Origin of the sequence: Segatella buccae ATCC 33574 (assembly GCF_000184945.1) — a bacterium.
Classification (GTDB): domain Bacteria; phylum Bacteroidota; class Bacteroidia; order Bacteroidales; family Bacteroidaceae; genus Prevotella; species Prevotella buccae.
The window spans coordinates 1-19,929 of sequence record NZ_GL586311.1 but is presented as its reverse complement, the minus strand read 5'-3'; the positions used below and the strand labels follow the sequence as shown (position 1 = coordinate 19,929).

At 50.5% G+C, this 19,929-nt stretch carries 17 protein-coding genes; 9 read left to right on the top strand and 8 right to left on the bottom strand.

Annotation, left to right across the window (positions count from 1 at the left end; genetic code table 11):
• Nucleotides 1-110: 110 nt before the first annotated feature.
• Nucleotides 111-572 (bottom strand): hypothetical protein, encoded by a 462-nt coding sequence (locus HMPREF6485_RS00085; protein WP_004343517.1) that lies wholly within the window; start codon nt 570-572, stop codon nt 111-113.
• Between the two features lie 133 nt (nt 573-705).
• On the opposite strand from HMPREF6485_RS00085, the gene HMPREF6485_RS00080 reads away from it, so the two are divergent.
• Together HMPREF6485_RS00080 and glgP are read left to right on the top strand one after the other, a co-directional pair.
• Entirely contained in the window at nt 706-2,364 is a 1,659-nt protein-coding gene (locus HMPREF6485_RS00080) for a glycosyltransferase (RefSeq protein ID WP_004343923.1), read from the top strand.
• Nucleotides 2,365-2,399: 35 nt separating this feature from the next.
• Nucleotides 2,400-4,961, top strand: a complete 2,562-nt coding sequence (gene glgP / locus HMPREF6485_RS00075; protein ID WP_004343922.1) for an alpha-glucan family phosphorylase — start codon at nt 2,400-2,402, stop codon at nt 4,959-4,961.
• 483 nt (nt 4,962-5,444) lie between these two features.
• Here glgP and HMPREF6485_RS00070 read toward each other — a convergent pair whose 3' ends face one another.
• The gene (locus HMPREF6485_RS00070) at nt 5,445-6,662 is read right to left on the bottom strand and encodes a carboxypeptidase-like regulatory domain-containing protein (protein WP_004343921.1); all 1,218 of its coding nucleotides are present in this window, start codon (nt 6,660-6,662) and stop codon (nt 5,445-5,447) included.
• A 243-nt stretch (nt 6,663-6,905) separates the two neighbouring features.
• On the opposite strand from HMPREF6485_RS00070, the gene fldA reads away from it, so the two are divergent.
• The 3 genes from fldA to HMPREF6485_RS00055 all read left to right on the top strand — a co-directional run bounded on the left by fldA (nt 6,906) and on the right by HMPREF6485_RS00055 (nt 8,730).
• Complete coding sequence (gene fldA / locus HMPREF6485_RS00065) at nt 6,906-7,409, top strand: flavodoxin FldA (protein WP_004343506.1); 504 nt, start codon at nt 6,906-6,908, stop codon at nt 7,407-7,409.
• A gap of 177 nt (nt 7,410-7,586) precedes the next feature.
• Nucleotides 7,587-7,970, top strand: coding sequence for a DUF2023 family protein (locus HMPREF6485_RS00060; RefSeq protein ID WP_004343504.1), 384 nt, complete (start codon nt 7,587-7,589; stop codon nt 7,968-7,970).
• A 316-nt stretch (nt 7,971-8,286) separates the two neighbouring features.
• On the top strand, nt 8,287-8,730 hold the full coding sequence (locus tag HMPREF6485_RS00055) for a copper resistance protein NlpE N-terminal domain-containing protein (protein WP_004343502.1): 444 nt from the start codon (nt 8,287-8,289) through the stop codon (nt 8,728-8,730).
• A gap of 107 nt (nt 8,731-8,837) precedes the next feature.
• On the opposite strand, the gene HMPREF6485_RS00050 is transcribed toward HMPREF6485_RS00055, so the two are convergent.
• A complete protein-coding gene (locus tag HMPREF6485_RS00050) occupies nt 8,838-10,178 on the bottom strand; it encodes a YihY/virulence factor BrkB family protein (protein WP_044126154.1) in 1,341 nt (446 codons plus the stop codon).
• Between the two features lie 178 nt (nt 10,179-10,356).
• Here HMPREF6485_RS00050 and HMPREF6485_RS00045 point away from each other — a divergent pair, with 178 nt between their 5' ends.
• From HMPREF6485_RS00045 to HMPREF6485_RS00035, 3 genes are all read left to right on the top strand, one after another.
• Nucleotides 10,357-11,232: a patatin-like phospholipase family protein gene (locus tag HMPREF6485_RS00045; RefSeq protein WP_044126152.1), complete on the top strand. Its 876-nt coding sequence runs from the start codon at nt 10,357-10,359 to the stop codon at nt 11,230-11,232.
• Between the two features lie 24 nt (nt 11,233-11,256).
• Nucleotides 11,257-11,451 (top strand): hypothetical protein, encoded by a 195-nt coding sequence (locus tag HMPREF6485_RS00040; protein WP_004343916.1) that lies wholly within the window; start codon nt 11,257-11,259, stop codon nt 11,449-11,451.
• A gap of 123 nt (nt 11,452-11,574) precedes the next feature.
• Nucleotides 11,575-12,627: a glycoside hydrolase family protein gene (locus HMPREF6485_RS00035; protein ID WP_004343915.1), complete on the top strand. Its 1,053-nt coding sequence runs from the start codon at nt 11,575-11,577 to the stop codon at nt 12,625-12,627.
• A 102-nt stretch (nt 12,628-12,729) separates the two neighbouring features.
• On the opposite strand, the gene HMPREF6485_RS00030 is transcribed toward HMPREF6485_RS00035, so the two are convergent.
• The 4 genes from HMPREF6485_RS00030 to HMPREF6485_RS00015 form a co-directional block, all read right to left on the bottom strand.
• Complete coding sequence (locus HMPREF6485_RS00030; RefSeq protein ID WP_004343914.1) at nt 12,730-14,064, bottom strand: ABC transporter permease; 1,335 nt, start codon at nt 14,062-14,064, stop codon at nt 12,730-12,732.
• Between the two features lie 90 nt (nt 14,065-14,154).
• Nucleotides 14,155-15,318 (bottom strand): ABC transporter permease, encoded by a 1,164-nt coding sequence (locus HMPREF6485_RS00025; RefSeq protein WP_004343495.1) that lies wholly within the window; start codon nt 15,316-15,318, stop codon nt 14,155-14,157.
• 31 nt (nt 15,319-15,349) lie between these two features.
• Nucleotides 15,350-16,339: an HlyD family secretion protein gene (locus tag HMPREF6485_RS00020; RefSeq protein ID WP_004343913.1), complete on the bottom strand. Its 990-nt coding sequence runs from the start codon at nt 16,337-16,339 to the stop codon at nt 15,350-15,352.
• Between the two features lie 36 nt (nt 16,340-16,375).
• Nucleotides 16,376-17,878 carry a TolC family protein gene (locus HMPREF6485_RS00015; protein ID WP_036927328.1) on the bottom strand — a complete coding sequence of 501 codons (1,503 nt, stop codon included), beginning with the start codon at nt 17,876-17,878 and terminating at the stop codon, nt 16,376-16,378.
• A 236-nt stretch (nt 17,879-18,114) separates the two neighbouring features.
• On the opposite strand from HMPREF6485_RS00015, the gene HMPREF6485_RS00010 reads away from it, so the two are divergent.
• Nucleotides 18,115-18,810 (top strand): peptidylprolyl isomerase, encoded by a 696-nt coding sequence (locus HMPREF6485_RS00010; protein ID WP_004343910.1) that lies wholly within the window; start codon nt 18,115-18,117, stop codon nt 18,808-18,810.
• Between the two features lie 9 nt (nt 18,811-18,819).
• Here the strand turns inward: HMPREF6485_RS00010 and HMPREF6485_RS00005 are convergent, their stop codons facing one another.
• Nucleotides 18,820-19,659 carry an SGNH/GDSL hydrolase family protein gene (locus HMPREF6485_RS00005; protein ID WP_004343909.1) on the bottom strand — a complete coding sequence of 280 codons (840 nt, stop codon included), beginning with the start codon at nt 19,657-19,659 and terminating at the stop codon, nt 18,820-18,822.
• Nucleotides 19,660-19,929 lie beyond the last annotated feature (270 nt).

Genomic DNA, 19,929 nt, shown 5'->3' with positions numbered 1-19,929 from the left:
AGGCAAAAATGACGGCATGACAGGAAAAATGAGAAAAACTTAATAGCGGAATATCAAGTAAACAGCGGAAGAGAGGATAGGTGAAGTTGGTAGATAACTAATAGATGTCATTATTGGCGTTTGAATGCCAGAATTTTTGGCATTTTAATCCATTTCCGATTACGGGCTATTTTGATATTACTGCCTTGAATTTGAGTTAGGATATAAGTCTTATCGATGCTATTATAAGTTAAGGTGGCGGTGAGGTCTTCGCTGCCATAATCATTGATGATATCAAGGGAGGCTTGAAAAGTAGAGGTGTTGGCAGATAGCTTTTTTTTAGAGGGGGGGATGATTTTTGCTGAAACAATAAGCCATTTACGCCCATCATGGATGTCGCCAAAGTAACCGGGTAATTTCCCGTAGACCTCTTGGTTGGGAATGGCCAAATTGTTATAGAAGTCGATGTTCAGATAGACTTCATATTCACTGTTGTATAAATAGCCTTTATAGATGGTTGAATCTTGGAGGCTTTGTGCATGAGCAGTTAGTGAAAGAGCAATGGATAAAATGCTTAATATCAACTTGTACATATCATTAAATCTTTTTGTTATTGCAAAGATAATTTTTTTACATCAATAAATTGCTGGTTTTTCGTATTTTAAGTTGTATAAAGTTGGTGTTTTGTTATTTTTATATTATCTTTGCCGTGGTTTAAGTGTTTTTATGGTTAAAGAAAAGTTATTCCCGGATTACATTTTTGAATCCAGTTGGGAAGTTTGTAACAAAGTAGGGGGGATATATACGGTTTTGTCCACCAGAGCAAAGGTTCTGCAAGATGCGATGACGGATCGGATATTGTTTATAGGTCCGGATTGTTGGGGTGACAAAGCATGTCCCTACTTTAAGGAAGACGATAGTCTCTTTGCCGATTGGAAAATCAAAGCAGCAAAGGAAGGACTTGTTGTCAAGACCGGCAGATGGGATGTCCCCGGTCAGCCTATTTCACTGTTAGTCGATTTTTCTCCTTTTTATGCTCATAAAAACGAGATTTATGGTGAGTTCTGGGAACTCTTTCAAGTGGATAGTCTCCATGCTTATGGCGATTATGACGAAGCCTCGATGTTTTCTTACGCAGCGGGGAAAGTTGTGGAAAGTTTCTACAACTATTATCTTGGTGCAGACAAGCGTGTGATCTATCATGGCAATGAGTGGATGACAGGACTTGGTCTGCTGTACATTCGTCATGCCGTTCCCCAAATAGCTACAATCTTTACAACCCATGCCACAAGCATCGGTCGCAGCATTGCCGGCAATAACAAGCCGCTTTACGACTATCTTTTTGCCTACAATGGTGACCAGATGGCCGGTGAATTGAACATGCAAAGCAAGCACTCCATTGAGAAACAGACGGCTTGGAATGTAGATTGTTTCACTACGGTGAGCGATATTACGGCCAACGAATGCAAAGAATTGCTTGACAAACCGGTTGATTTTGTGTTGCCCAATGGCTTCGAAAACAATTTTGTGCCCAAAGGCAGCTTGTTTATCAAAAAACGTAAATTGGCTCGCGAACGCCTGTTGAAAGTGGCCAATGCCCTAATGGGCACAGATTTTGGTGATGACACGTTGCTTGTATCAACCAGTGGACGTTATGAATTTAGAAACAAGGGAGTGGATGTCTATATTGAAGCCATGAACCGGTTGAAGCGAGACGGTAACTTGAAGAAGAATGTCATCGCTTTTATAGAAGTGCCCGGTTGGGTGGGAGAACCGCGCCAAGACTTGCAGGAACGGTTGGATAGTGGGTTGAAATATGGCACTCCGCTTGCTGTGCCGGAGATCACCCACTGGTTACACAACATGAGTCAGGACAATGTTTTGAGCATGTTGAAGTATCTTGATATGCGTAATGAGGTAGCCTCCCGCGTGAAATTGATCTTCATGCCTTGTTACCTGACAGACGAAGACGGCATCATGAAGATGTCATACTATGATGTGGTGTTGGGTAACGACCTCTGCATCTATCCTTCCTACTATGAGCCGTGGGGCTACACACCACTTGAGTCGATTGCTTTCAAGGTGCCTTGCATCACGACCGACCTTGCCGGTTTCGGACTTTGGGCCAATAGTGTGAAAGGAGGTTACAGCGAGATAGAAGACGGGGTGAAGGTCATCCACCGCACCGACTATAACTATTCGGAAGTGGCTGATGCCATCAAGGATACCGTCGCCAAGTATTCGGCCTTCAGCGATGCCGAGGTGAAGAAAGCCCGAAGCAATGCCGAGAAGCTGTCCAAGAAGGCACTATGGAGTGACTTCATCAAAAATTATTACGATGCCTATGATTTCGCTTTGCGGAGGGCAGCAACGAGAATGAACTGATTTAGTAAAAATAGAATATTTTAGTATCAAAAGTTATGAAAATTAAAGCTGATTATGCCAATGCTCCGCAATGGAAAGAACTGGCGATCAAATCAAGACTCCCAGAGGAACTGAAATGTCTTGATGAGTTGGCACATAACATGTGGTGGGCGTGGAACTACGAAGCACGCAACATGTTTATGAGCCTTGATGCCGACCTTTATGAGAAGGTGGGGCACAACCCTGTGTTGCTGCTCGAGCGTCTTAGCTACGAACGCAAGGAGGCCATTGTGAAGGACAAGGCTACCATGAAGTGCGTGAAAGACGTATACGCCAAGTTCCGCAAGTACATGGATGTGAAGCCCGACAGCAAACGTCCCAGCGTGGCTTACTTCTGCATGGAGTATGGCCTCAATCAGGTGCTGAAAATCTATTCCGGTGGTCTGGGTATGCTTGCCGGCGACTATCTGAAAGAGGCTTCCGACAGCAATGTCGACTTTTGCGCCGTAGGTTTCCTCTATCGTTACGGCTACTTCACACAGTCGCTCAGCATGGACGGTCAGCAGATAGCCAAATATGAGGCACAGAACTTCAATTCGCTGCCTATCGAGCGCGTGCTTGACGAGCAGGGCAATCCTATGGTTGTCGACGTGCCTTACATGAACTATCAGGTGCATGCCTATATATGGCAGGTGAATGTGGGGCGCATCAAACTCTACCTCCTTGATACCGACAACGAAATGAATTCCGAGTTTGACAAGCCCATCACCCACAGCCTTTATGGCGGTGACTGGGAGAATCGTCTGAAGCAAGAGATCTTGCTCGGTATTGGCGGTATTCTTGCCTTGAAGAAGCTCGGCATCACTAAGCAAATTTATCACTGCAACGAAGGCCATGCCGCTTTGTGCAATCTCCAACGCTTATGTGATTACATCGATTCCGGGCTCACTTTCAATCAGTCGCTCGAACTCGTGAAAGCCTCTTCGCTCTACACCGTCCACACTCCCGTTCCGGCCGGTCATGACTATTTCGATGAAGCCCTTTTCGGCAAGTACATGGGCGGTTATCCTGCCAAACTCGGCATCTCTTGGGACGAGTTTATCGGTATGGGACGCCAGAATCCAGACGACCACGGAGAGCGTTTCTGTATGTCAACCTTTGCCTGCAATACCTGTCAAGAAGTCAATGGTGTGAGCAAGCTCCATGGGTGGGTGAGTCAGAAGATGTTTGCACCCATTTGGCGTGGCTATTATCCAGAGGAGAATCACGTAGGCTATGTGACCAATGGCGTACATTTCCCCACATGGACTGCTACGGAGTGGCGCAAGGTTTACGATAAGTATTTCGATGCCTTGTTTATGAGCGACCAGAGTAACGAAAACATCTGGCACGGCATCTACAATGTGGCCGATGAGGAAATCTGGAACACCCGCATGGCGTTGAAGAAGAAACTCGTCGACTATATCCGCGAGAAGTTTACGGAAAACTGGCTCAAGAATCAAGGTGACCCCTCACGTGTGGTTTCGCTGCTTGAACGCATCAACCCCAATGCTCTGATGATTGGTTTCTGTCGTCGGTTTGCCACCTACAAGCGTGCCCATCTGCTCTTTACCGACATCGATCGTTTGGCTAAGATTGTCAACGACCCCGAGCATCCCGTGCTCTTCTTCTTCTCCGGCAAGGCCCATCCCGCTGATGGTGCCGGTCAGGGACTCATCAAGAAGATCTTCGAGATCAGCCAGCGGCCTGAGTTCCTCGGCAAGATTATCTTCCTTGAAGACTACGATATGCAGCTTGCCCGTCGTCTGGTGTCTGGTGTAGATATTTGGATGAACACCCCGACCCGTCCGCTTGAAGCCAGCGGTACATCCGGTGAGAAAGCCGAGATGAATGGTGTGGTCAATCTCTCCGTGCTCGACGGCTGGTGGGTGGAAGGCTATCGCAAGGGTGCCGGCTGGGCTCTGCCTCAGAAGCGCACCTACGAGAATCAAGGGTATCAAGACCAGCTTGATGCGGCCACCATCTATGGGATGCTTGAAAACGAGATTATTCCGCTCTACTATGCCAAGAACAAGAAGGGCTACAGCGCAGACTGGCTCAAGGTGGTGAAGAACTCGATTGCCACCATTGCCCCCCACTACACGATGAAGCGCCAGCTCGACGACTATTACGACAAGTTCTACATCCGTCAGGCCACCCGCTTCAAGAAACTCGCTGCCTCGGATAACCGTCTGGCCAAGGAGATAGCTCTTTGGAAGGAGACAGTAGCCGAGCGTTGGGATGCTATACATGTGGTGTCCAAGGATGCAGGTTTGCTTGATAACGGCGGTGAAACCGGTATGAAATATAAAGTGACTTATGTCATTGACGAGCAGGGGCTCGATGATGCAGTGGGCCTTGAACTGGTGACACTCAAGAACGACCATAGCGAAGACGATCACGAGATCTATTCCGTGCATGAGTTTAAGGTAGTGGGCCGTGAGGGCAACAACTTCACATTCCAGGCCGAAGTGGAACCCGACGAGGCCGGTGCATTCCGTTCTTGTGTGCGCATGTATCCCAAGAACAAGGAGCTGCCTCATCGTATGGACTTCTGCTATGTGAAGTGGCTTGACTGATCATGTTGCGGGCATTGTCCGACATACTATATTTGGAAATGGAAACCGAGCGTTTTGCACGGTTTCCATTTTTTTTGTTTTTCTCTTTAATACTGCCTTGTTGGCGGTTTTCCGGTATAGTACGAAACTTACCGAGGTTGTGAAAAAGCCTGACATGCAAGTTGCAAGAGAATGTTTGGAAAAATGACAATAGCCTTTTGAACTGTTCAGAAAAATGACTTCTCAATGCAGTTTGGCCCGGACGGTGATGCGAAAGAGCCACACTCAAAAGGTGAAAGAGCCCGAACGACAACCTCGAACGGCCTCTTTTACAATGCTGTTTGGGACGAGTGTCACACCATTTCAGAGTTGGGAAACCGGTAGTGGCATTAGAGAATAAAGAAGGGAAACACGTGTGTGCTTCCCTTGCTGGTGCAAAGATACTAAAAAAGAGGATTCAATGCAAATGTGATGCGAAAAAGCCGGACATTCTGAAGGGACGATTTATTCGTTCTTCTTGACCAGTTTGTTGATAGCGTTTTCCAACCGTTCGGTGGGTGCGATGATGTTGTAATCACCCCAGAAAGTATCGTCGCGGAAATATTCTTTATGGTCGTAGTAGGAGTCATGGCTGCTGAAAGAGTTGCGGCCGCGAATGGGCCGCACATCAGTAGAGTCAACCGAGGTGACCACCATCTCTGAAACCACCGTGTAGGGAGAGGAGAAGAGACGGCGTTTCCAGTCGCATTTGAATTGGAATGAGTTGCGCACATAACTCATGCGTGTGCAACCGTTCTCCGTGCGGTAATTCACCTCGATGATGAGTTCGCGCGGCTTGAAGCGCACGCCTGCCGGTTTACTGTGCAACATGAAAGCTGTAGCCTTCTGTCTGTCGCTCGTGTCGAGCGAAATCTCCATGCGCGTGAGCGACAGCGATTCGCGGTCGATGAAGTAGCGGCCTGTGAACAGTGCGTAGGGCATCACGCTGTTGGGGTGGAAAGAGATGACTATCTGCGGCCGTCCGTCAATGTGCGTGGGCAGCTCCATGGCAAAAGAGTAGAGTGCCATCTCCTGCTCCGAAAGTAGGTAGTCGCGATTTTTCACCACATCGCAATAAATAGGCATTGTGGGCCCGCCCTGAATCTTGGCCCCAAGCGTGTCGGTCTGTTTCGGACTCACCAGTCTCCGCCCTTTGACGATGGCCACGCGATCGGCCGCAATCCCCTGTGTGTAGGCCGATTTGTAAAGTTCCGCCACGGCTTCGGCCACATAGATGTAGCGATGGCCCCGGCGAGTGGTTTCGCGATAAAAGCACCGCATCAGATTAGGTTGTGCCGGATAATTTTGTGGAATCTTCTTGATGGCAGCCCTAAGCAAATCAAGGGGTGAGCCCACGACGATTTCGCTCAGCATGATAGCTTCCGGCCGCATTTTTACTTTGACCGTGCCGCCGGTCGGTAGAGCCCGTTCAGTGGCATAACCCAAATGGCGGAAGGAAAGCGTTGTGGTCTCGTGAGGCACTTTGATGACAAACTCCCCCTCATCGTTGGTCACTGTGCCCGCTCCGCCCCGGTCGGCCGACACACTCACGGCCGCCAGCCGGTGGCCCGTTTGCGCATCACGCACCACACCACTCACCTCTCTCAGCTGCTGGCCCGTCATCGTCGCGCACACCAGCAGCGTGGCCCATAAAGCGTATAGTCTAAGAAAATCCCCTTTCATATTCTCATGTCATTTAGTCTTTGATCGCTATAAAGATAACATTTTTTCTGATAGGTTGTATCTCAAGGAGCGTTTTTTCTTGTATTTTGTATTTTGCCTTTCTGTTGGCAGAGGGAGGGCTTGTTGGGCGCTCATCATTTATGGTGAGTGGCTATACCATCATTTTTAGGTATTGCAGGTTTCTGTGAGATGTGTTATCTTTGCAACCACAATTATAACTATCACTTTAAAAAAAACGAAATTATGAACAAGACATGTGTTATCTACGGATCTTCCACCGGAACGTGTGAGGATATTGCAAAAAGAATCGGTGCCAAACTCGGGCTGAGCGATGATGCCATCATCGATGTGGCTAACTTGAAAGCTGAAGACGTGGCCGATTGCCAAAACCTGTTGCTGGGTACATCCACTTGGGGGGCAGGCGAGTTGCAGGACGACTGGTATGACGGTCTCAAGACCCTTCAGGGTGCCGATCTCAACGGCAAGACGGTGGCCATCTTCGGTTGCGGTGATGCCGAGAGCTATTCCGATACTTTCTGCGGCGGCATGGCTGAAATCTACAATGGCTTGGCCGACAAGGGTGTGAAGTTTGTTGGTGCCGTGTCCACCGATGGTTACACCTACGACGATTCCGAAGCTGTGGTGGATGGCAAATTCGTTGGTTTGGCTCTTGACGAGGTGAACGAAGACGACAAGACCGACGAGCGTATCGACGCATGGCTCGATAGCTTCAAGAGCGAACTGTAAACACTTAACCACTTATAGAAGAACCGTTACTGGTTCTGCAACGGGCGAAGGAGCGAAGGTGTCGAAAGGCATGAAGATGGGATTCCCTCTCCATGAGAGGAGAAGCTTTTTCCGGCTGTGAGAAAGGGTATCTGCACCTCAGCCTCCGGCTTCTGAGCCCTCCAAATGATGACATGTATGCAGCAGACTGAATTCATACCGGCCGACATCCGTGTGCTCTCCGAACAGATCTATCAATATAAGAAAGGTGTGAGGCAAATGGTGCTCTACACCTTTCACAAGCGATATGAATCTTTAGCCATCAAGAAACTCGAGAGTCAGGGCATCGACTATCTGGTTCAGCCTGTGGGCAACGACAGGATAAATCTCTTTTTCGGGCGTAAGGCCTGTATGGACACTATCCAGCATCTGGTAAAGAGACCATTAAGCGCCCTTACCCCGGAAGAGGATTTTATTCTCGGAGCATTGCTTGGTTACGACATCACCATCCAGTGCGAACGTTATTGCAGGCGCAAAGACCTGTGTGAGGCTGAGTGCGAGCATTGCGTGAATGCACAGTGAGGAGCAGCCGGGCAGGTAAAGGTAGGCGGGATGGCAGGTTGATAGCCGGTGGTCTGGAAGTTCTTTAAAACGGGGGCATGACCATAGACGGTAAACTTTCCGGCCCGTCTGCTTGTTTGTCCTTTTCCTTGAAAGATGATTGGCCGTTTGTTGCTTTTGATTTCTTAATTGCTGGAAGACAACGTTTTGGGACTGTTTATACAGTCGTTTTCAGGTTATGTTTTTTCCTGTTTATTGTTTTTTAACGCTCAACTATGTTCTTATGTCGCAAAGCTTTTCTATCTTTGCGCCCATAATAAACCAAACAAAGAGAATTATGAAAAAAGTATTATTGATGTTGGTTGCTTGTGCAGCCATGACTGCTTGTCAACAGAAGGGTAAGACCGCAGAAGCTATGGATAATGTAGATTCTACGGAGACGATGGATTCATTGCGCTTTCAGGGTGAAGTGCCTGCAGCCGACGGCCCGGGCATCCGCTACGAAGTGGCACTGGCCAACGATACCACCAATGGTTTCAGCATGACCCGTACTTACCTTGAAGCCGAAAACGGCAAGGACAAGGCTGAAAGCTTCACCGGCAAGGCCGAGAAAATCGAGAAAGAAGTGGATGGCACCAAGAAAACTGCATACAAGTTTGTGCTCGGTGATAACGATGCCGAATACTTCCTCGTTGTGAACGACTCTACCTTGCGTATGGTCAATGACGAACTCGAGGAGGCTGCTTCAAAACTCAACTACGACCTCAAGCGCGTGAAATAACGCGAAACGGGCGAATACCGACAGCGGGGAGACACGCTTGCGATGGCAAGCAGGTCTCCCCGTTGTGTGTGTTGTCATAGGTAGGGACAGGCGGGCCCCCGGCCCCACTACTGCTCCGGAGGGAGCAGGTCTTTCAGCATCACGCCGTCAAGTGCCTTCAGATAGTCGCCCCGTGAGCGGTCAATTTGTGTGCGTATCTCCGCAGCCAGTTGCTTTTCGGGCTCTATGTCCATACGTCTGAGGTTACCCTGCTGGGCGTTTTCGAGTTCTTTGGTGAGTCTTCCCAAGGTCATTGTGGTCAGTGTTGCAGCCGGTTGGTAGTAAGGTTGTCGTTGTCCGTCGGGGCCCATGCTCACGGTGAGCAGGTTCGTCCGGCATAGCTCGTCCAACAAATCGGCCACCACACGCATGGGATAGCCCGTGGCCACTTTTAGCGAGCGGGCCGTGTGAGGCTTACCGCCTACAGCAAATCGACGGCACACGTGCCCCATCACCACGGCTGCCATGAGTAGCCGGTTGTGCTGGCTGATGTCGTTCGTGTTTACGAGATAGGTGTAGTAGTCCAGATTTTGGTTGGTGTAGCACAGTTCGGCACAGAACAGGCAGATGTACCACGAGATGAGTAGCCACAGCATGAAGAGGGGTAGGGCAGCAAAAGAACCGTAGATGGCACTGTAGCTCGACAGGAATAGCTGGCTATGAACGTAGAACAGTTGCAGTAGTGTCATGGCTACACCGGCGAGAATGCCCGGTCCCACGGCACTGCGGAAGCGCACCCGGGTGTTGGGCATGAACACATAGAGCAGCGTGAAGAAAGCCGATGTGAGCACCAGTGGCGATACTTTGATGAGCAGTCGGGTGATTCTGCCCAGCAGCAGGTAGCCTTGCAAACTGTCCACGACCCCGTAGACAAAGATGTTGGCCCCCGAGATGAGGATGAGCACGACAGGTGCGAGAAAGAGCATAGAGGTATAGTCGAGCAGCACGCGATTCCAGGAGCGTTTCTCCTTCACTTGCCAAATGTCGTCGAAGGCCGACTCGATGTTGTAGATGAGCGACATCACACTGTAGAGCATCACCAAGATGCCTATGCCTATCACCACGCCCGTTTTGGCATGGTCGAGGTAAGAGTTGGAGAGTTGGATGATCCAGTCTACCACCTGTGGCTGACTCGTCAACGCCTTGTGCAGCCATTGTTCGATATATCCGGCCAGACCGAATCCCTTGGCAATGGCAAAGACAGCCGCCACCACGGGGACAATGGCAAGCAGGGTGCTGAAACTGAGTGACGGAGCGTAGTCGGTGTGTCCCCGCCCGATAAAGAAGCGCAGCGAGAGATACACCTTGCGCAGCAGGTCGGCCGCCACACGCAGGGGAGTGGAATGGTTGCCCGGTTGCATTCTCCACATTCCGAAACTGAAGAAATATTTGATTTTCGATATTCTCATGGGTATGGACATGAATGGAAGTGATTGCTGCAAAAATACGAAAAAAAGATGATTCTTCCTCATCTTCGGTCCCTAATTCCGTTTTTCTTTGTATATTTGTCTCACCTTACTCCTAATTTTGTGAGACCGTAAGGCTGAGAGTGACGCGATGAAAAAGATAATCGAAGCAATCAGAGGTATGTTTCCCGGCAAGCATCGGGGTAAAGACGTGGCCCTTGTGCTGGGCGGCGGCGGAGCCCGTGGCATTGCCCATATCGGAGCAATAGAGGTGCTTGAGGAGCGCGGTTACCACATCACTTCGGTGGCCGGTACGTCGATGGGGGCACTTGTTGGCGGTCTCTATGCTGCCGGACAGCTTGATGAACTCAAATGCCGCATCCTCAATCTCGACCGCAAGCAGATGGTCTCCATCATGGATGTGTCGCTCGGGCTTGACCATATTGCCAGTGGCCGTCATCTCATGCAACTCATCAATTCGCTTATCGGTGATGTCATGATAGAAGACTTGCCCATCCCTTTCTGCTGTTGTGCCACCGATGTGGTGGGCGGGCGTGAGCATGTGTTCCGCTCGGGACGGCTGTCTACAGCCATTCGCAGTTCCATCTCCATCCCCTGTGTGTTCAAACCGGTGAGCGAGGACGGACACATCTATGTGGATGGGAGTGTACACAACACGTTACCGCTCGACCGGGTGGTGCGCCATGAGGGCGATTTGCTGGTGGCTGTCAACGTGAGTGCGCCCGACGATGAACCTTTCACAGCCTATCTCAAACAACCTGTAGAAGCACCGAGTGAGGCCGAGCGCACATTGCGCTCACGGCTGTCGTTCCTCAAGACCGATTTTTCGGAAAATTACATGAATATGGCTTTGCGCATCGCACGGCTCTCCATACAGAACAACACCCGGATGGCCCTGCGGCTCACTCCGCCCGACATCTGTGTGGAGTTGCCCATGAACAGCTTCGGACTCTTCGACTTCGACAAAGGGGAGGAGATTATCCGGAGGGGGAGAGAGGAGATGGAAAGAGAACTTGAAAGTCTCTGCAACTCTTGATTCTGACAATACAACTATCTGACAATGGATATAGAAGAATATCGATCTCAAGTGGAAACGCTGCTCTTGCAGGCAGTGGCTGAAGGAAAAACGAAGTTGACGGAAAGTGAGGTGCTCACCATGCTCGCCGACTTTAGCGACGACGAACTGGCTGAGGGCATGATTTTCAACGACCCTGCCGATGTGGCCGAAACCATTCTCACCTCGGAAGCTTTCTGAACTTTTCCTTTCGATTCCCCTGCAGGGAGTTGAAGACGGAGTCACTTGCTTTTTCGACCTTTGAGCGGTGACAAAACCACTGCTCGTGCGTCTTCATTGCATATCTGTAAACCGAATAGTGCGATGAAGAAGTTTTTCTTGTTTTTGCTCGTTTCATCCCTGCTGTCTGTGGCTGTCGGGGCACAAACCGCTTGTCCCAACAAGTGTGGTCGGCCTTGTCCCCAAGCCGGAGTGCCCTCCAAATCGTCCGGAAAAGTCTATCTTTTCGCCGGCTTCCGCGAGCCGGCCCTTGATGGGCTCCGTCTGCTTTACAGTCGTGACGGACTGCATTGGGACAGCATTCCCGGCATCATTTTACGCCCGGAGATAGGTAATGACGGTCTTTTCTACAGTCATGCCGAGCAACGGTGGGTGGAACCGAAGTTTTATCCGCACCCTATCATGCGCGACCCTTCCATCGTGCAAGGGCCCGATGGTACTTTCCATTTGGTGTGGACACTTGCTTGGGAGGGGGAAAAGGCCTTTGGCTATGCCTCTTCGCGCGATCTCATCCATTGGAGCGAACAAAGGCGCATACCTGTGATGACGGATTCGATTACCAATAATGTATGGGCTCCGGAGGTCTTCTATGATGAACAACTCGATAGTTTTTTTGTCTTTTGGTCATCGGCCTTGCCTCGCAGCCGCTACACGGCTGCCGATTCGCTGGGCATCAACAATGCCCAGCGAATGTACTATCTCACCACTAAAGACTTTCGCACATTTTCCAAGGTGAAGCCTTATTACGACCCGGGATTTAACTGCATTGATGGATTTCTTGTGAAACGAGCCCCCGGCGACTATATTTTCATTCTTAAAGACAACCGCAAACCGGGCTTCAGCAACCTTTTCTGTGTGTTCGGTCATTCACCGAACGGACCTTTTGACCATCCTTCCGCCCGTTTTGCCCCCACCTATTCCGAAGGGCCTTGTGTTGTCAAGGTGGGCGAGGAGTATCTCATCTATTACGATGCCTACCGTGAAGGCCGTTTCGGAGCAGTATCCACGCGCGATTTCCTCCACTTTACACCTGCCGACTATCGCATCAGTCTGCCTGCCGGCCATAAGCATGGCACCATCATCACCGTTGATGAGTCGCGGCTCTGTGCTCTGCTTAGGCATGCCTCTTCGCGCTGATTTGTAGTAGGAGGGCTTTTTGCCACCTTGTGGGCACATTACTTCACGGGCCTGTCCGTTGACCGCGAACAGGCCCGTAAAGTGATTAGGAGATACGAAGTGTTATTGTTTTTTGGCCTTGGCGGCTTGTGCTTTGTTTTTCACCCTTTCCCAATGCCTATGGGCGCGGCGGCGGGTGCTGATTATCTGGTAGCGATAGACGAGGCATGTGAGGAAGAAGTAGCACAGCACTTGTATCCATAGAGCCTGGTATTCTTGCCGGATGTCAGCCAGTGTGGCTCCCATACTGCTCACACGCAGGAATCCGCGCACACCGAAAGTGGAAGGGAAAAGCCAAGCCACACCTTGCCAAATGTCGGGAATATTGCTTTGAGGCCATGAGATGCCGGTCATGAAGAGCAGGGGGACGGAAGTGAACACCACGAGAAGCATCACGTTTTCGCGATAGCGCACGATACACGACATGGTCATGCCAAAAAAGATGCAGGCCAACAGGAAGGGAGTCATCAGTCCTAATAGGGCTTGTGGGGAGGCCATGACCGTGAAGTGGAACATGCGTGGCACGATGAGTGTGAGGTAGGCTGCGAGCACGGTGTAAATCATGAAATAGCACATCGACTTGCCCAACACGATGCGGAAGATGCCGTTGTAGTGGCGCGAAACGGGCACGAGGTCTTGATAGCGGTTATTCTCGCGGGCCGTACCGGCTGCCAATCCGATGCCGAGGAGGAGCGTCTGTTGGAGGATGAGCATCAACACACCGGGAATGACGGCGTTGCCATAGCCGCCGGTGGAGTTGAATATCTGCACTTCGTCGAAGTCGAGCGGTTTGGCAGTTATTTCGTCATCGCGGTCGGTGAAACCTTTGGATTGGGCTATTTGTATGCCGGCATTGATGTCGCTGGCCACGGCTTGTGCCGTCTGATAGATGGCCTTATAGGTGAGCATGAGGCTCATGTCGCAATAGACACCCACGTGTGTCTGTTCGCCTTTGTTGAGGCGGGTGGAAAAATCGGACGGGAAGTAAAGTACGCCATGCACAGCTTGTTTGCCCACGAGTGAGCGGGCTTCGTTGAGATTGGTGCAATAATAGGCCACTTTGGTGTCGGCTCCGGCATCGAACATGCGGATGAAACGGCGGCTCTCGTTGCTGTGGCTCATGTCGACAATGGCTACAGGCACGTCACGCACTACCTCGTTATTGTAAATCCAAGAATAGAGGAGAGGGTAGAAAAGCGGCACGAGGAGAAAGAAGATGAGTACTCCTTCGTCTGTAACGGTGGAACGCATTTCCTTTGCCCAGATGTAGCACATGTCTTTTACCCCCTGCCAGATGTGCTGGTGGAGTCGCTCGTTGTCTTTTCCCGCTGGCATAGCCGGTTGGTCGGATTCAGGGGTGATGGGCTTGTTGTATTGTTCTTCCGTATTTTCGGACATAGCTGTAAACTGCTTTTCTGAATGAACGTTGTTTCTTTCTCTACCCGGTCTGCTCCCCCGTTGGTTGCCGTCTGTCGGAGGAGACCGGGGTCAAGGTATGTAGACATAGATGAGCATGGCCCGCTTGATGTTCCACACCACAAAGATGGGCAATGCAGTAAAGGCCACCAAAGCCATGATATAGAACCATGCGTTGGTGAGGGGGAAGCCGTTGAAGAGGACTATTTGGTATAACATGTAATAGTGGCGTAGGGGGAAGAGGTGGGCGACGGCCTCAATAAAGGGGCTCATGGCAAAGGCCGGATAAGTGGCGCCGCAAGCGGAGAAACTCACTACCGCCCACAACGAACACACGCTCATTGACATGCGGAGGGAAGGCATGAGTCCGAAGGCAAACACGCCGAAACCCTGGGCTGAAAGCACTGCGAGCAGTCCGAGGAGTAATATGACACCCACGCCTCCGGGATGGGGGAAGTTCAATATGCCAAACACGTAAAACTCGAACAGGTAGAAGATGGTGAGGAATATCAGCGTCTGTGGCAACAGCTTGCCGATGAGAGCCACATGGGGATTGCCTCCGGCCAGCATCATCCATTCGCGCGAGCGTCTGAACTTGAGTTCGGTGCCAATAGAGTAGGGGGTGATGAGGAAGATGAAAAGCATCAGCACGCCCGGCACCATTATGGCACTGAGATAGATGTTGTAATTGGCCCACGGATTGCCTATCATGTGCAGGTCTATGGCGATGGGCTGGAGAAAGGTTTTTATCTCGTCGGATGTTTTGCCGAACATCGAGAGTTTGGCCATGCCTACGGAGGCTGAGCCGAGGGTGGAGACGGTTTTGAGGTCGCGGAAGAGCATGGAGCCTGCCACGAGCGACACACTGCTGTAATAGAATGAAATCTTGGGTTGCGAGGCGTTCATCAGTCCGGCAGTGGTTCCCTTGGGAATGTAGAGGAAGGCATATATCTCGTTGCGCTGGATGGCGTGTCTGGCTTCGTTTACAGTGGGGTAGTATGCCACGACATGGCTTGTCTGGAAGGCATCGAGCGTGCGCACCATCTGTCGGGTAGTGGGCGTGTTGTCCTGATCCACGATGCCCACCGGCATGTCTGTGGGCAGTCCTTCATTCATCAGCGAAGTGAAAAAGATGACCACAACGAGGGGGAACACCACCATGCAGAATCCGTAGATGGGATTCTTCCACATGATGCCGCATTCCCGGAGGGCTATTTGATAGATTCTTTTGAGCATGGGCCTTGACGGTTCCTTGAAGTGTTTGGGCTTACTTCTTTTCCACAATCAGTGACATTCCCGGGCGTAGCCCTTCCGTCTTGCCTGTGGGGCGGGCTTTCACTTCAAAGGTCTTGAGGTCGTATTGTCCGGCAGATTTGGTGGCTTTCCACACGGCATAACTGCCTTCGTCCTTGATATAGTACACTTTCAACTTGATTTGTTTGTTGAAGGCCGGTACGAACGCGGTGAAGGTGTCGCCCACTTTAAGCCCGTGGAGCAGATCTTCGCGTACATTGAATGTGCCCCAAAGGTCACTCATGATGGAGATACTCATAATGGGGGAACCCAAGCCTACGAGTTCGCCCACTTTGGGATAAACGTTGCTCACTTCCCCTTCTACCTGCGACACCTGTACGGTTTCTTTCAGTAGTGAGTTGACCACTTCCACAGCGCTTTTGGCTGCTTGCGAGTTTTTGGAGGCGATACGCTTTTCCTGCTCTCGGGCACCGTTTCTCGCCATGTCATATTGGCTTTGTGCCGCTTTCACTTGTGCTTCTGTGGCCTTGAAAGCAGCAAAGGCTTCGTCGCGTTTCTGGCCCGTCACCACTCCTTCGTTGTAGAGGTTTTGCATACGAGTATAAGTCTTGCGGGCGATCTCGCTGGCCGCAATGGCCTGCTGCCAAAGTTGGTAGGCCGCCTGTATCTGCTCTTTCCGAGCTCCGGCATCGGTGAGATCTTTGAGGGCTTCGGTGGCTTCTCCGGCGGCAAGGGCTACTTTCTTTTGCGCGTCTATCTCCGGAATCTGGAGTATGGCGAGTGTGTCGCCCACATGCACATAGTCGCCCTCCTTGGCCCGTAGTTCCACTATGCGCCCCGGGAGTTTGCAAGATACGCGGTATTCGGATACTTCCACTTCGCCTTGGATGGTCTCGTCGTCTTGTCCAAAGACAAAAAATCCAATGACACCTACCGTCACAACGACGGCTGCAAATCCGATGATGGCTAAAAGAATGTTGTTATGTTGTGATTTTGCTGACATTGCTTGATGTGTTTTGATTATTGATGCATATTGGTTTTAGTTTTCTGCTCTAAGGCGGCCGAGTGCCTTGGTCAGTCCGACGAGCGACAGGCGCACTTCGATTTCAGCGTCGATCTTCTGGCTTTGTGCCTGTTGCCATGCAGTTTGGGCGGCCATTACATCGGTGGTATTCATCACACCTTCCTTGAATCCGAGGTTGGCACAACGCAGGTTCTCTTCCGCACTACGCGTGTTTTCGCAGGCCATGTTGAGTCGTTTTCGGGCTTCTTTCACCTTGAATTGGCTTTGAGTGATTTGCAACTGTATCTTTTCGCGGGCATCCCCCAGCTCCATTTGTGCGATGTTGGTAGCGGCTTTGGTGGCACGTATTTTGTAAGTACCCTCAAACCAGTTCCATACAGGTATCTGCACCGTGAGCCCTACGTTCCATACTCCGGCAAACTTGCGCTCGAATCCATTGAAGACATTGGGATTGGATACCGCATAACCGCCTGTGAGCAGTACGTGGGGCAGGTAGGCGGCACGCACAAGGCGGGTGGTCTGTTCGCTGATATCTATGGTGTTTTGCAGCATACGCAGCTCTGGCCGCTCGTTGGTCGAGGAGTCGGTGATTGCCGGTTCCGTGTGGTCTATGGTTGTGTTGAGGCCGGTCTTGTCCTCGTCTTCGAGCACAATGTCTCCTTCGAGGGGTAGTCCGCAGAGTTGGCAGAGCAGCATTTTGGAAAGCGTAAGACCGTCTTCCACTTGTGTCACTTGCATGTCGGCCTCATTGGCCCGCACGTCTACTTTCAGTCCGTCGGCCCGGGTTGCCACCCCTTCACGTATCATCTTGTGTACGTTGGAATTGAATTGCCTCACCAAGTCGCGATAGCTTGTGGCTAACTTGTATTTTTGTCGCAGCGAGACCACAAGCCAATAGGTCTGGTCTATATCATATAAGGTGGTTTGCTGCTTTAGGTCAATGTCGTTTTTGGCCAGATCTTCACCGATATCGGCTATCCTGTTCATGGCCAATATGGCTCCACCCATGAATACAGGTTGGCGCACCACCACGGCTCCACTCCAGATGTTTCGAGTGTCGGTGCGGAAGGCACCGGCGATATCTTGTCCTATGGCATTGCCCGTCTGGGCTGCCGATGCGCCCAGTTGGTTGGCGTAACTGCCTATCTGTTGGGCCATCTGTGGAGTGATGAGGCCCTGTTGGGTGAGAGAGGTGACGAGGCTGGAAAGGCCCGTGGAAGCATGGCCCACCAGCGTGCTGCCCAAATTGCCCAATGCCGATTTCTGCGAATTATTCAGGATGGACACCTCTTTGCTGAAGTACTCGTAGCCACCGAGGGCATCTACCTTTGGTAGATATTTGGTGCGGGCAGCTTTGCGCACATTGAGGGCTACCGACTGCTGGAGCCTCGATATGTTTAGCTGCTTGTTGTTGCGCAAAGCCATGGCCCTGCAACTGTCCAAACTGAGTACGCGCTGCTGGGCGCAGGCTGGCAGTATGGTACCGGCAAGCATGACAAAGGTGATTATTTTTCTCATCAAAATAGTCTTTCGTTCAACCTTGTTTGATTTTGATATAAAAGTAATGCACATAAGCGCAATGAAAATTTGCTTTCACATTGCTGTGTGCGGTTAACTTTATGCAAAAGTAATTTTTTTATCGTTAATGACAAAGTAAAAACGCCTGCCTAATCTTTAATATTTTAAATTTTAGCATTTTTAGGGAAAAATAGAACAATATTAAGGGCTGATTTAGGTTTTAAAAGGAAAAAACGATGCTATTTAAGAAACTCTTTTTGACCATTTTTTTGATGAGTCTGCTGTCATCGGCTGGTGCCCAATCGGCAGCCGACACAGTTTGCCATGAAGTGTTGCTGGCCACGACGATGGGCAATATCCGGGTGAAACTTTATAATGACACCCCGTTGCACCGTGACAATTTTCTGAAACTTGTGCGTGCCGGATTTTATGACGGGATGTTGTTTCATCGCGTCATAGCTAATTTCATGATTCAGACCGGCGATCCCAAGAGCCGTGAAGCCCATACCGGTGAAGTGTTGGGCAACCACTCGGAGGGCGAAAAGATTCCGGCTGAGATTCGTTGGCCTGAGCATTGGCATAAGCGTGGTGCATTGGCGGCTGCCAGAGAAGGCGATGATACCAATCCTGAACGCAAGTCGTCGGGTTCGCAGTTCTATATTGTCTATGGCAAGCGTTTCACCGATTTGGAACTCGACACGCAGCAGCGACGGCTTGATAAGGCCACCAGTGAAACGGTGAAAATGTCGTCGGCCTTGCGAGAAGCTTATAATAAAATAGGTGGCACGCCGCATCTTGATGGACAATATACTGTGTTTGGTGAGGTGACGGAGGGATTGGAAGTGGTCAAACAGATACAGTGGGCTGATACCGACGAGCATGACCGCCCGCGTGAGGATATCCGCATTGTCAAGGCCACTGTGGTGCGCTGACCACCGAGGCTAAAAACTACACGGCAGGGCGGCTAACCGATAGTAGAGTGTCTGTGCCATTCTGCTGTGCCCGGCATCATTGGGGTGAAGACGGTCTTTTGCAGAGTCGTGGAATAAGGTTGCCCCTTCATCACTGAGCGGATAGAGCCCCGAGTCGGCATGGAGGTCTATCACGGGAACGGCCCAGATGTTTCCTGCCTCTTTTACGCTTTCCACATACCGGTCAAAGTAGATTCCGACGGCATTCTGATATTCCTCCGACGGCTGTATGTTGTGCTCGTTGCCGTAGAAGAGGGCGCGGTGTATCGGCGTGAGCAGTACTATTTGTTTGGTGGGATACATTGTCTTCAGGCGACTTAGTGCAATGTTGATGCGCCCCCGGTAGGTGTCAGCATCCATCGCGGGCGTTCGCTTCTTTCGCAAGTATTTCCGTTTGGCCCATCGGGTGTCGCGTGCGGCTACGACAGAGTCTTCCGTCTCTTCAAACCATTCTCCTATGGGCACGGCATTGTTGTAGTCATTGGTGCCCATAAAAATGACAATGGCATCAAAGTCAGTGCCGTGCTCTTGTTTCAGTTGCTCGGCCTGTCGGGGAATGTCGTTCCACTGTCGGCCACTTTTTCCATATACGTATGGTGTGATGTTTAGCAGTTCTTGCAAGAAATTCCAATACTTCTTTTTTGATCCTCTGTTTTGAGGATCGGTGATGGAATCTCCGAAATAGGCCACTCGTTTGCCTGCCCATGGGTGCAGGAATGTTGTCTGTGCGCTTTTTGTGTTTTGCATTCGTTGTGCAGCTACGGGCGTGGCCAGAAGCAGGCACAGCAGCAGGTGGATTGTCTTTTTCATTTGGCAGTTCCTTTTTGATTTGTTGTTGATGTTGCAAAAGTAAGAAAAATACTTGAAAACAGATCGCCTCGGTGTCATTATCTGCCTGATTGTATCTTGAGATAGCCCATATAGGGAGACGATAAATGTACATCAGCCATAAGCAGGAGGGTAGCATGTTCTCCTTGCTTTTGCATCTGTGGGAATATGGCATTGCAAAATACCTCTTTTTCCTGCCCTTAGTTGTCGAACATCCTTCTTGGTCACTCGGCATGTCTTTTTCTTTTCTTT

What these genes read in the sequence shown, in the direction of transcription:
- HMPREF6485_RS00085 (WP_004343517.1), bottom strand. Translation starts at nt 572, where the DNA reads ATGTACAAGTTGATATTAAGCATTTTATCCATTGCTCTTTCACTAACT.
- HMPREF6485_RS00080 (WP_004343923.1), top strand. Translation starts at nt 706, where the DNA reads ATGGTTAAAGAAAAGTTATTCCCGGATTACATTTTTGAATCCAGTTGG.
- glgP (WP_004343922.1), top strand. Translation starts at nt 2,400, where the DNA reads ATGAAAATTAAAGCTGATTATGCCAATGCTCCGCAATGGAAAGAACTG.
- HMPREF6485_RS00070 (WP_004343921.1), bottom strand. Translation starts at nt 6,662, where the DNA reads ATGAAAGGGGATTTTCTTAGACTATACGCTTTATGGGCCACGCTGCTG.
- fldA (WP_004343506.1), top strand. Translation starts at nt 6,906, where the DNA reads ATGAACAAGACATGTGTTATCTACGGATCTTCCACCGGAACGTGTGAG.
- HMPREF6485_RS00060 (WP_004343504.1), top strand. Translation starts at nt 7,587, where the DNA reads ATGCAGCAGACTGAATTCATACCGGCCGACATCCGTGTGCTCTCCGAA.
- HMPREF6485_RS00055 (WP_004343502.1), top strand. Translation starts at nt 8,287, where the DNA reads ATGAAAAAAGTATTATTGATGTTGGTTGCTTGTGCAGCCATGACTGCT.
- HMPREF6485_RS00050 (WP_044126154.1), bottom strand. Translation starts at nt 10,178, where the DNA reads ATGAGAATATCGAAAATCAAATATTTCTTCAGTTTCGGAATGTGGAGA.
- HMPREF6485_RS00045 (WP_044126152.1), top strand. Translation starts at nt 10,357, where the DNA reads ATGTTTCCCGGCAAGCATCGGGGTAAAGACGTGGCCCTTGTGCTGGGC.
- HMPREF6485_RS00040 (WP_004343916.1), top strand. Translation starts at nt 11,257, where the DNA reads ATGGATATAGAAGAATATCGATCTCAAGTGGAAACGCTGCTCTTGCAG.
- HMPREF6485_RS00035 (WP_004343915.1), top strand. Translation starts at nt 11,575, where the DNA reads ATGAAGAAGTTTTTCTTGTTTTTGCTCGTTTCATCCCTGCTGTCTGTG.
- HMPREF6485_RS00030 (WP_004343914.1), bottom strand. Translation starts at nt 14,064, where the DNA reads ATGTCCGAAAATACGGAAGAACAATACAACAAGCCCATCACCCCTGAA.
- HMPREF6485_RS00025 (WP_004343495.1), bottom strand. Translation starts at nt 15,318, where the DNA reads ATGCTCAAAAGAATCTATCAAATAGCCCTCCGGGAATGCGGCATCATG.
- HMPREF6485_RS00020 (WP_004343913.1), bottom strand. Translation starts at nt 16,339, where the DNA reads ATGTCAGCAAAATCACAACATAACAACATTCTTTTAGCCATCATCGGA.
- HMPREF6485_RS00015 (WP_036927328.1), bottom strand. Translation starts at nt 17,878, where the DNA reads ATGAGAAAAATAATCACCTTTGTCATGCTTGCCGGTACCATACTGCCA.
- HMPREF6485_RS00010 (WP_004343910.1), top strand. Translation starts at nt 18,115, where the DNA reads ATGCTATTTAAGAAACTCTTTTTGACCATTTTTTTGATGAGTCTGCTG.
- HMPREF6485_RS00005 (WP_004343909.1), bottom strand. Translation starts at nt 19,659, where the DNA reads ATGAAAAAGACAATCCACCTGCTGCTGTGCCTGCTTCTGGCCACGCCC.